Here is a 12,613-nt window from a genome sequence, read left to right as displayed (position 1 = left end):
GTTAGCTATCGGAGAAATTCAATTAGTATTATCTGCAGAAGGAATATCTTTTATTCATCTTTATAGTTTTTCTTAATATTTTTATAAGATTCTTCTATAAAATAACCTTGATCCTCATTAATTTCATGAGAAGAGTACTTTGCCTTATTATATATATCACTTATAGCTTTTGCATCCATTTCTGCTAAGTTGCCTTTGGCTTTTAATATCTTCATAAATTGGGATGCAGTCATATATATCCTATAAACACTTTTTTGTGCTCCATATATCTGCATCTTTTTAAAATAATAAAAAACTTTAGCTCTAGGTTCCTTGGGAGAAGTCAGATTCTTAATAAAGTCTTTGATTTTGAAAGTTCTCCTTTTCTTTATCTCTTCCTTTAATATCTTTTCCCGCTGTTCTTCTACCCCTTCTATATGAGGTAATCTGGATATCCTGAAATTCTTAAAGGCTTTATAGATTATAAATATAATAAATAATAAAAATAAGATTTTAACTACTAAAGCTATAAAAGGATGGGATTGAATCAAGGTTTCCTTAAATTCAAAATCCTTGCTATTATCTTTCATAGCTTCTGCATTTAGCTCTTTACTAGAAAGGTTAACCTTATAGAATATCCAATCTATGCCTCCTTTGATAAGGTATAAAAACAGATACAAAGCTTTTTCAAACACATATGTCATGGCTTCATATATTAATTTAACACCCTTTACTAATGTCTTATAAAAAAAATCCATAGAAAGTAACAAAATAGAAACCATTAGTATTACATCATGGACCATGGATTTTCTACTATTTATCCTGTACTGAAATCTTCTTGAACTACGCAACATCCATATACCTATTATAAAGTAAAAAATGTAAAATCTTAAAATATAGGAAGTATAGCTCTCATTTAAAAACACAAGTATTATACCAGCACAGAGCATAGCAAAAATCTCTTTTTTCATATTATACTTTAAATAATCCGGAGATATATTTTCTAAATCCTTATATGATAAAAGTATTAATGTAATTAAATTAGGCAAATAGTATAGAAACCAATGATTTTTGTAAAGTAAAAAGGTTAGTACTAAACTTATTAACATAGGCACGGCCAGTATTAATTTCTTTTTCTTTATGGTTTTTGTCCCCATATACATAAACATGTAAACAGATAAAATGCACATAAGGAATACTTTATAATCCAGCTCCACGAACAATACAGAAACATAAAATATACTAAAGAGTATATAAGTGAAAATACTTAAATGAAGTCCATAAAGAAGCCTTAATAGTTTATATGACCTCATTTTAAAATTCCTCCCTAACATTTAACTTTTCTATGCCTGGCAATTCTGGGATAGCATTATTTTTTGATATATCTATAAGTTTTATGGTATAACCTCTTCTAGCAGATGTCTTTAAAATATCTTGAACATCTTCAGGTAGGTATCCTGTAATGATAACATACACCGCATTGGTATTTAAAAACTTAATGTTTTCTTTAAAATAGTCATAAAAGTCATGTCTTGGGGTGTTGTCAATCCTTCCACAAAACTCTAATATATTATTCATATTATTTAAAGAGGGTAATATCTTGTCCATCAAATCTCCATTATGGGAAATTATATGGGCATTGCTCCATACCCCAACTGCAACCCCTTGGTTTAAAAAGCTTTCCGCTAAGGAAGCTGCAATTTCACAGCTTTTATTTACATATTCATCCCGGATTCCGTTCCAAAAAGGTCTTGTGAATTGAACGTTTATAACTAAAACCGCTTCCTTATCCGAGGTGTAATCGTAATCTTTTACCATCATCCTTCCGCCCTTTAAACTAGAATTCCAATGTATATCCTTCATTCTATCGCTGCTGGTATATTCTCTTATACCTTTAACAAATATCGGGTCTTTGTATATCCACCTTTTAACGGTTAAATCTCCTAAAATAGAGTTGCTGGCAATATCCTTTTGGCTGAAAGACTTTAATTTAGGGTATACTACTATTTCAAGAAAATCTTCTACTTGTTTAACTTCTTTATTTATCCCTAAGAAGTCTACAATGGATATGTCTATATTTCTCAGGAAATACACTCCTCTTTTATTTATGAAAGCCTCATAACTCCTCTTAACTCTTTCCCTGGCTCCAATAGCATAATTTTCATTATAGCTTACTAACTCTCCTCTATTTTCACTAAAGTTAGTAAACTTTTTTTGCACCTCTCTGGGCATTAATTCCTCTACATTTAAAAATGAAACTGGAATGGACTTTCTATTTTCTAAATGTATACTTATTTTAAATACTTCCCCAGGAAATAATTTATTTTTACTTAAGGACCTTTTAGCCATAAGACTTCTAAATGCAATTTTCCTGTAATATACCGCTACTGTATAAGCCCCTATTAACAGCAATATAAAGATAATATAATTTTTCATAGCTTCACCTCATCAGTATGTGGAATCCATACTTTCTAGAGGTACATTCACTTTGGTTAGTATATCTTCAATTATTTTGGGAGCTGAAAAGTTATCTGAACCATAACTTTGATTTTTTAATATTATTCTATGGCTAAGCACTTCCACTGCCATACTTTTAATATCTTCTGGTAACACGTAATCTCGTCCTTTTATAGCAGCTAGGGCCTGTGCACCCTTCATAAGGCTTAAAGATGCTCTAGGAGATGCTCCCATTTCTATAAGCTCATTATTTCTAGTGGCCCTAACAATATCTAATATGTAATTCTTAATTTTATCCTTAACTTCTACCTGCACTACATTATTCATAACATAATGAATATCTTCTTCCTTTAGTACTTCTTCTAAATTTACTAAAGGATCTTCCTTCATAAACCTATCTAAAATATCTTTTTCTTCTTTATATTCTGGATATCCTAAGGAAATCTTTATAAAAAATCTATCTAGCTGTGCCTCTGGAAGAGGAAATGTGCCAAATTGCTCCACAGGATTTTGAGTGGCTATAACAAAAAACGGCATGGGTAACTTTACTGTGTTCCCTTCCACAGTGACTTGTCTTTCTTCCATACATTCTAACAAGGCAGATTGTGTTCTTGGAGTAGCTCTATTTATTTCATCAGCTAAAAGTATGTTACTTAAAATAGGTCCTTGCCTAAACTCAAACTCCCCATTTTTTTGATTATAAAAATAAATACCTGTTAAATCAGAAGGCAACAAATCCGGTGTAAACTGAACTCTTTTAAAAGAAAGATTTAAACTCTTAGCTAAGCTTTTAGCAAGTTTAGTCTTACCCAGCCCAGGAACATCCTCCAAAAGAACATGACCACCACAAATAAAAGCCGCTATTATCTTGTCGATCTTATCCTCTTTACCTATAATCACCTTTCCAACATTACCTTGAACCTTTTCCCTAAACTCAACAAATTTATTTAATTCCATAGCCCCACCTCTTACATATTTAGTAAATAAGTCTATTATAGCATATTTGATTGAAAATTTAGAATTTAAAATGAAGGAGTTTTTTAATTTAAAATTTAGAATTTAAAATTTAGAATGAAGGATAATTTTTTCTGGAAAAGCATCAGAAAAAATTTACAAACGTATATAAGGAGAAATCCATCAGGGATTTCTCCTTATCAAAAAAAATTATTAAACTCCCATGGGAGTTTAATAAAATCATAAATTCTAAGAAACTCTGTGAGTTTCCTCCTTCATTCTAAATTCTCAATTCTAAATTGGAAAAAAACTCCGCTAGGAGTTTTTTTCCTCCCAAAGTTTCTCCGCGTTTACTGCCCATTTTTCTGAAATATCTTTGCATTTTGCTGTTAGTTCATCCACATCTTCTGGATGGAGCATTTCTGTGGATTTAGCTCCTGAATTATGCACCATCATGCTTAATTTGTGTGGGTTATCTAGCAAAGGGCATGGTCTATAGTGATTATGGTTAAAGGGCTGATTCTTTTTATATTCCATAAATATTGGTGAATGGAGAGCTTCTAATAGTGTAACGTCCTTTATGTTTACATTAGAATAATGTATAAAGGCACATGGTTCTACATCTCCGTTGGCATTAATATGGAGATAGTTTCTTCCTCCAGCTATACATCCATCCACGTAATCTCCATCATTCCAGAAGTCTAATGTAAATAATGGCTTTGTGCTTCTAAATTCTCTTATCCTATGATACATAAATTCCCTTTGTTCTGGAGTGGTTAATAAATCTAGTACTGCTCCATGCCCCACTGGCATATAGGTAAAGAACCATCCAAACCTGGCTCCCTTTTCCAGCATAAAGTCTATATATTCTTCCGACCCCACTGTTTCCACATTTTTATTATGATAGCAGGTGGAGAATCCAAAAGGTAATCCTCTAGACTTTAATATATCCATAGCATGTACAGCTTTTGCATAGGTTCCATTACCTCTTCTTAAATCTGTAGTATCTTCAAAGCCTTCAATGCTTATAGCTGGTATGAAATTTGCCACCTCTTTTATCTTATCTGCAAATTCTTCATCGATTAAAGTACCATTGGTAAAGGAAAGGAATATACAGTCATCGTGCTTTTTGCACAATTTAATGATATCATCTCTTCTAACCAGCGGCTCTCCTCCAGAGTATATATAAAAATAAGTTCCTAGTTCCTTGCCTTGGCTTATAATGCTATCTAACAATTCTATATCCATGGAGGCACTCTTATCATATTCAGCTGCCCAGCAGCCTGTGCATTTTAAATTACAGGCAGAGGTTGGATCCATTAATATTGCCCACGGAATGTTACAATCATACTTTATTTTATTTTCTTCTCTCAAGGCTGTACCCAGAACTCCAGAATTTAAAACAAAATTAACAAATAACTTTTCTAAAACTTTTTTATCTAATCCTGTTACTATATCCATTATATATTTGTTCCAAATATTTTCAGGGCCCTCCAAGGCTTCTCGAACACCTTTATAAGAAGCAGCATAAAGCTTATCTTTGTCCAGCTTTTCCACCCAGTTTAAAATTTTAATCAAATTTTTTTCTGGATTGTTTCTTATATAGCTTAATCCTTGTTTTAAAATGGCAGACTCAATAAGATATTTTGTTTTTTTCATATTATTACCTCCTCAAAAGTAAACCTTATGTATTGGGTTATATATGAACATGATCCTTGTTCAATACTCTGATGCAGGCTAAGATTCGGGGAAAAGAACTAAGAATAAGGGTCATAGCTCAAACATGATTAATCAAAATATTGACTGACTGTAAGTCAGTGAGGGATAAAAAATTTTTAAAGCACACTATTAGCTTTTTTTAAAGGCGATATCCCTTTAAGGTTTATCGCCATAAATTTTTCACATTTATTTATTATATGCTAGAGGTAAGCATTCCATGCTTAATACCTAAAGACTGCTCCACCATGGATAATATAACTTCCTCCGTAAGTTCTTCTTCATGAGTCATAGTGCATATTCCATAAAAAAGCATTATAACTGTAGATCTAGGATATTTAACCTTAGCTTTTCCTTCTTTTACCCCATTCTCTACTACATCTACCATATATGGACTTATTAGCTTTATTGCTTTGTTCATGGCATCTTGTCTTAACTCTTTATTTTTTGGAAGATGGAAGTCAGTGGTAAAGGCACCTTTATCATTTAAAACCAATGAAAAAAATGTCCTGATAAACTTTCTAATTTTTTCATAAAAATCTATAAGTGGATCTTGTAAAATACTTTTTGTATCTATTATCATATCTTGTATTAAATCATCTATAACAGCTTCTACCACTTCTTGTTTGGTTTTAAAATAGTAATAAAACAAGCCTTGAGCTACTCCAACATTCCTAACAATTTCATTAACAGAACTCTTATCTATTCCCTTATTAAGAAACAATTCCTTTGCAACTTCAATAATTTCAGCCTTACGCTCATCCGGTGCCTTAGTTATTCTCATGTAATCATCTCCATTTATATTAATATGATTATAACTCATTGACTAACTACCAGTCAATAAAGGAAATTTAGAATTTAAATTTTAGAATGAAGGATAATTTTTTCTGGAAAAGCCCCAGAAAAAATTTACAATATAGTAAAAATAGAAATCCCTGATGGATTTCTATTTCTAAAAAAATTTTATTAAACTTCCCTAGGAGTTTAATAAAATCATACATTCTAAGAAACTCTGTGAGTTTCCTCCTACATTCTCAATTCTAAATTCTAAATTAGAGAGATAAAAATAGCAGCTGTGCTTTTAGCCAGCTGCTATTTTTATCTCTCTTCTCACCCTACCACAATTGAAAGGAACTGTATACGTTCTCATACCCTTATTACATTATAGCAAAAATATATAATAAATCAATACAAAATATGCAGCATTTTACAGGCTGTTTTATAACCTTTTTATTTTAGCTAAAATTATGTCTCTTCATCTTGCCCCAGCTATGTTTTAATTTTTTATATCTAATTATTCCTTCTATCCTAAATAATGTGGTAAGTTGTCTATAACCAAAATTTTCTAATATTCCATATAAGGAAAGTCTTAGAAGCTGCTTTATGCTTGGGTACTTGTTGAAAGTGTATTGTTCAAGAAGTACAGCTCCAATGGATAAAACAATTCCATAAAGTATTGAAGATACTAGGAAAAGAATAAAGTACTTAAAGTTTAATAGGCCAAATATATAAGATAAGGGGATAAGTATGTAACCAAGCATTTCTATAATGGGTCCTAGCATCTCAAATATCCAAAAGTAAGGTGCTGCTAATAGACCTATTACTCCATATCTAGGGTTGAAAAAAAGCTTTTTATGCCTAAAAAGGCTATCTATTAGCCCTATCTGCCATCTCCTTCTTTGACCTCTCAAATCTTTAATCTTTTCAGGGGCTTGTGTCCAACAAACAGGATCTGGAATAAATCTAAGTTTATACTTTCTTTTATTTCTTCTCATATATTCATGGAGCTTTACTACTAACTCCATGTCTTCGCCTATTGTATTATTAGCATAACCGCCCACTTCTACGGCTGTGTTCTTTCTAAAAGCCCCAAAGGCTCCAGAAATTATAAGTAGCCCTCCTATAGAGTCCCATCCCATTCTACCTGTTAAAAATGCTCTTAAATATTCTATTACTTGAAACATGGCTAGTCTATTTTTAGGAAGATTAATTTCCTCTACTCTTCCATCTTTTATCTTACTTCCATTAGCTATTCTTACTATGCCACCCACAGCTATAGTTTCCTGGTCTTCTATAAAAGGCATAATAACTCTAACTAAAGAATCACTGTCTAATATAGAGTCTGCATCTATAGAGGTAAATACAGGATATCTTGATATATTTATACCTGCATTTAAAGCATCTGCCTTACCTCCATTTTCCTTATCTATAACTACAAGCTTAGGTATATCTATATTCCTATACACCTTATGAATTTTATTGGTTTTTACAAGATATCTTATAGGTTGATTAACAACCTTTAAATCAAAGGCCTTTATAATGTTTTCCAAGGTTTTATCCTTAGACCCATCATTTATAACCACAACTTCAAAAGTAGGATAATTTAATGCAATTAAGGACTTAATGTTTTCTACTATGGTTTCTTCTTCATTATAGGCAGGTACCAATATAGATATAGGTATCATATTATCAGATACTGTGTACTTTCTATAATCAGAATAAGTCATCTTGTTAAGATAATCATAAAGTTTAAAGGCGGATAATAATAGTTGTAGGAAATAAATAGAGTTAATGGCTAGCACATAGTATAAAAGAAACATATTAAAATAAACAACTATATTCTTCAAAATTTCTCTCATAATAGCTCATCCTCATTTTTCTCAGTTATATAAGCATGTATTAACTGATATACTTTTTCCCTTTCAGGCAGTTCAGAATACTTAAAACTGTTTATAAGCTCCATCTTGCCTCTGTTTTCTATAGATGAAAGCATAATATCCTTAGCAAACTTATCTTCCCCTTGGAATATATCAATAAGATAATAAAAACTATTATCTACATCTAGAATAGAATTTGCTGCATTATATCTTACAAACCATTGTGGATCAGATAATGCGGTGATAAGAAAATTAACAACATCTTTTTCTCCGAACATACCTAAAGCTCTTGCTGCCACAGCTCTAACTTCCCAATCCTTATCCTTCAATAAAGATGTTATTTTATCAATATACCTTGTATCACCTATCTGCCCAATAGACTTTATAGCAGCTATCCTTTTCTCTTTATTATCATCTTGTAAGAAGGAAGAAATCTCTTCTGCCAAGGAATAGTCTTTAAAATTGCCAGCAGACTTAATAAATATGGAAGCCACATAACTATTATTTGAGTTTATCATGGTTTTATATATATTTATTTTATCTCCCTCAAAGCTATCTACTATTTCAATGAGACTTCTTTCACTGAGCATTATATTATCACTTTCACTGAAAGCCTTTATGAAAGCTTCTTCATTTCCTATTTTCGCCAAAGCTAAGAATACGTTATAGGACACATCAGCATATCTTACATTTAATTCTTCCAATAAGTAAGGTATTGCTTTATTACTCCTAAACTCCCCTAATCTCTTGCAGGCTAGCGCTTTTCTATATAAATTTTTAGATTTTAGCTTTTTAATCTCAAAATCTATAATGCCTACTACTTCAAATAGTTTTATAATTTCTGTTATAAAACCACCAGTGAAATTTTCAAAGTAATAAATAGAGGCCTCCATTACTATTTCTCTGTTTTCTTCCTTCCGGAAAATTTCTTCAAGTTCATTAATTTCTTCCTTAGTTATTATTTTTCCATCTATAATTTTATTTATAATACTTTCTATAAGAGGGACAACTTCGTTAGAATAAAGGGCTTTTTTCTTTTCCCTTCTATTTTCTATCAGCTTTTGAAAGATTATATAAATATATAAGAAGATAATTATTATGGAGAAAAAAACTATAGAGTAATATATATATTTTTCCATATTGTCACCTTGTACTTAATAGCTTTTTTATTCTTAAATCTAGTTCTACAGGAGAAAATGGTTTTGAAAGATAATCATCTGCCCCTAACTTCCAAACTCTTTCCATAAGCTCTTCACCCTTTTGCCCAGAAAGTACCACAATCTTTATTGCATTATTAAACTTTCTTATTTCTTTAATAAATGTATCTCCTTGCATATTTGGCATATAAAAATCCGTTACCACTAAATCTATAGAATTTTCTTTAATAAAATTTAAAGCTTCATAGGGATCCTTCATAGTATAAACCTCATAACCCTTGTTTTTGTATCTAGAACCTAATATGGATAAAATTATCTTGTCGTCATCTAAGAAAACTATTTTATGCCTTTTAAAGTTTTCTAACTGCAGCTCATTCATATGTATTTTTTTCTTTCCGCTTCTTTTAGCTTTTTGCAATGAATCATAAGCAATATTATACAATTTGTCATAGGATTCTAAATCCTTGCTGTATACTCCTATTCCACCAGAAAAACTTATATCAAAATTATATTTATTGCTTAAACTCATAATTTCTTCTTGCATTTTGTTTGCCATCCCTATAACCTCTAGGGCATCTCTTCCAGTAAATAGAATTACAAATCCATCTCCATGAGTTCTATATATAATATCCTCATAACTTAAAAACTTTTTAAATATATCTGCAGAATCTTTTATAATTTTGCTACCAGTATCGTATCCTTTATTTAAATTTATTTCAGCCATATTATCCATGTCTATTAGAAGTAAAGAGAGGTTGCCACCCTTTTCTTTTATTCTTCCAAATTCCTTCACAGAAGCTTCTTTGCCATGCCTCTTAGTATAAGTATCTGTAATCCAATCCTTAACCTGATTTTTCATAACATCATGGCGTAAGTTGCATAGATTTCTAACCTTATATATTAGTTCTAAAGGATTAAAAGAGGTATAGAGGTAGTCAATTACCCCTTGAGCTAGCAATTTAACTTTTAGCCCCTCATCTTCAGGTCCTACAGCTACTATAGGTATAAAGGCTATACTTCCATCTTCTTTAATATTTCTTATAATGGATAAAGTGTCTATAGCTTTTTTACTATCTACAATAATAACCTCAGGCATTATTTCCATAATGTTATCCATTAGATTTTCTTCTTTTATTATAATATTAAACCCCTCGGCCTGAAAACTTTCTTTAAGATATGCATAGGGTTCTATATTAGTTGAAAAAACCAATATACTTTTTTTGCTTATTACTAATTTTCCTAATTTAGCTTTACAAGCAAGGATACTCTTTTTAAGTGTATTAAAGTTCTGTGATAGGGATAATTTTTCTGTCTCCACATTATCAATTAATGCAATAATTTCTTCTAACTGATTGTCCTTTGCAAACTCTCTTACCCTTTCTAAAATTTTTATAAGCATAGCAATATAGGTTTCATTAATGCTATCAATACTATAAAAATCTAAGTTTTCACTTATCTCTGATAGAGTTCTATACAATCTATTTAAATAATTGTTATCCATTTAATCTCCCCCTATCTTTTTAAATGCATCTTTTAAAATATAGTAGGAAGGTTTTAATCTTTCATGATAAGTAGGCATATCCCACCTATCCCAACTGTAATCAAAATCTTCACTATATATAACTTTATCTTCTGATATAAGTATTCCTTGTGACTTTAAACCTTTTATCTCCATAGGCTTAATTCCTGTAGCAGCATAGAAATCATCCATGATGATTTTTTCACTAGGGTCCATTACATTAATAAGCTGCCAAGGTATCCTTATCTCCAATACTCCATCAGCATAAGCATAGTCCGTCAAAGAATTATAATTTTTATCTTTAGGATTTCCATTTCCTTGCATAAGCTTACCGGTTTCATATTTAGATAAAGGGAGCTTTACTTTATCTTCTGGTAAGTACAATTCCCTATTTAAACATAGGTACATGGGATTAAAAATACCGCTGTTCTTCTTTTCATAGTTTATATTCGTTTCTATCATTTTCAACACTTTTCCATAGGTATAATAAAAGCTATCATAATAAGCATCCACCATAACTTTGGACTTTTCCTTACCATCTATGATAATAACAAAATCCATAGGTGAATTAAAATTTATATTATAATCCTTAAAGTTAGTGTTTCCAGAGTTTTCAGTAATATCAATAGGTATAATAAATTTATCTTTATTAAAGTCAAAATCCTTTATCTTAGCCATAAAATACAGATATTTTTCATCGCTTTTAGCATAAAGGCTAAATCTATCATTTTTAGCTAAGGGAGTATCCTTCTTCCAATCATCCTCTTTTCCATCCACATAGCATTTATTAGTTTTATTTCCAGGCTCGAAGGCTAAAATACCAAACTCCTGCTCATTGGTTTGAGGGTTTGACCAGTAAGCCCTTCTATCTGGAATATCTAAATCCATGGTATTCCAGGTCCTTTTAAACCATTCATCCTGCCATGCAAATACTAACCCTCCTGCATAGCCTTCCTCATAGATATTCTGAAGCATAAAAGCATCCATCTCCCCTTGGGATCTTTCATCTACATTTCCTTGGTTAAATCCCATATGGATATTTTCATGAGCCATTCCTCTAGCTGCCGGTATCCCAAACTCCGCCACTAGCACCGGTATGTTATGTTCTTTTCTAAGATCTTTTAAATATGCACTATAGGTGTTTATCTTTCCATCCTTATCCTTATAAGCTGCATATTCCTTTTGGTAATTCATGAAGTCTGGATAGTAAGGGTATATGTGATAAGAAGCAAATAATCCTGGTTTAAAGCTATCCTTATGCTTAATATTTTCCGTGTTTACTGTCACTAAATCCTCTTGCTCCAATGGCTCGTTGGGATGTTTAAGCATATCTGTGGTAACCCAATTGGTGAAGCTTACAGGCCTTTGCATATGATACTTTGAAGTTTCATAATCTATAGCATAATCCCCTAATTCACATAAAGTGGACTCAAAAGGAGAAGCCTCTTTAGCGGTATAAAGATATTTTCCTTCAAAGGTTTTGCCTTCATTAACCTTATTAGTATTCTCTACCACATAAGGATCCCACTCAATTCCTAGAATCCACCCCATTACATATGGAGATATATCTTTAGTATATACTCCGCTGGCATGACCCGCTTTTGGAGGCAGAACCCCCTTTCCATGGATTATATCAATAAGGCTTTTTATATCCTTTTCAAACTCTTCTTTTATTTCCTTATCATTTAAGTTTTGCTTTTTAACTAAATCCTCTTCATTTACCCATACCCCCTGGAAAAGATATATGGGATTAAGAGTTTTTGAATTATATTCATAAAGAGCCTCATAAAATTCAGGCTTAAGTATGGTATAAACCCTTATGGAATTAGCATTCATATCACCTATATAGCGAAACCATCTTAAATAGTCTTCCTTGGTAATCCCTAGTTCTCCTGGAAAATACCCCGGCTTTGCTGCTCCCATATTTACTCCTTTTATAAATTCTTTATGCCAGTTACCATATTTATAAAGATAAAAATCTTTTTCATCTAACTTAGCTATATAAGCTATGCCCATATCCTTATCCTTGAAGGTGTTTACATAATTTCTAGGTAAATAAAAATAATTGTAACCTACAAATACAGTAATAAGTATAATAATAACTGCTATCATAAATTTTCTCATTAAAACACCTCCTAAATTCGATTTTATTATCTCAAATTTTTACAAACTTT

Annotated in this window: 9 protein-coding genes; all 9 read right to left on the bottom strand. The window is 31.3% G+C overall.

Annotated elements, in window-relative coordinates; genetic code table 11:
* Positions 1-50: 50 nt before the first annotated feature.
* The 9 genes from BUA82_RS08570 to BUA82_RS08530 all read right to left on the bottom strand — a co-directional run bounded on the left by BUA82_RS08570 (position 51) and on the right by BUA82_RS08530 (position 12,563).
* Positions 51-1,292, bottom strand: a complete 1,242-nt coding sequence (locus tag BUA82_RS08570) for a hypothetical protein (RefSeq protein WP_073006643.1) — start codon at positions 1,290-1,292, stop codon at positions 51-53.
* A 1-nt stretch (position 1,293) separates the two neighbouring features.
* The gene (locus BUA82_RS08565) at positions 1,294-2,415 is read right to left on the bottom strand and encodes a DUF58 domain-containing protein (protein ID WP_073006641.1); all 1,122 of its coding nucleotides are present in this window, start codon (positions 2,413-2,415) and stop codon (positions 1,294-1,296) included.
* A gap of 12 nt (positions 2,416-2,427) precedes the next feature.
* Positions 2,428-3,393 (bottom strand): AAA family ATPase, encoded by a 966-nt coding sequence (locus tag BUA82_RS08560; protein WP_073006638.1) that lies wholly within the window; start codon positions 3,391-3,393, stop codon positions 2,428-2,430.
* A 312-nt stretch (positions 3,394-3,705) separates the two neighbouring features.
* Positions 3,706-5,049 carry a radical SAM/SPASM domain-containing protein gene (locus BUA82_RS08555; RefSeq protein WP_073006636.1) on the bottom strand — a complete coding sequence of 448 codons (1,344 nt, stop codon included), beginning with the start codon at positions 5,047-5,049 and terminating at the stop codon, positions 3,706-3,708.
* Positions 5,050-5,302: 253 nt separating this feature from the next.
* Positions 5,303-5,890: a TetR/AcrR family transcriptional regulator gene (locus BUA82_RS08550; protein WP_073006634.1), complete on the bottom strand. Its 588-nt coding sequence runs from the start codon at positions 5,888-5,890 to the stop codon at positions 5,303-5,305.
* 451 nt (positions 5,891-6,341) lie between these two features.
* Entirely contained in the window at positions 6,342-7,745 is a 1,404-nt protein-coding gene (locus BUA82_RS08545) for a glycosyltransferase family 2 protein (protein ID WP_073006631.1), read from the bottom strand.
* Positions 7,742-8,902 carry a HEAT repeat domain-containing protein gene (locus BUA82_RS08540; protein WP_073006628.1) on the bottom strand — a complete coding sequence of 387 codons (1,161 nt, stop codon included), beginning with the start codon at positions 8,900-8,902 and terminating at the stop codon, positions 7,742-7,744. Before BUA82_RS08540 ends, BUA82_RS08545 begins: the two co-directional genes overlap by 4 nt.
* Positions 8,903-8,906: 4 nt before the next feature.
* Complete coding sequence (locus BUA82_RS08535) at positions 8,907-10,421, bottom strand: response regulator (RefSeq protein ID WP_073006625.1); 1,515 nt, start codon at positions 10,419-10,421, stop codon at positions 8,907-8,909.
* The gene (locus BUA82_RS08530) at positions 10,422-12,563 is read right to left on the bottom strand and encodes a family 2 glycosyl transferase (protein ID WP_073006622.1); all 2,142 of its coding nucleotides are present in this window, start codon (positions 12,561-12,563) and stop codon (positions 10,422-10,424) included.
* Positions 12,564-12,613 lie beyond the last annotated feature (50 nt).

The organism is Clostridium amylolyticum, assembly GCF_900142075.1.
GTDB classification, from domain to species: Bacteria; Bacillota; Clostridia; order Clostridiales; family Clostridiaceae; genus Clostridium_AA; species Clostridium_AA amylolyticum.
This window is presented reverse-complemented; position numbering and strand designations above follow the sequence as displayed.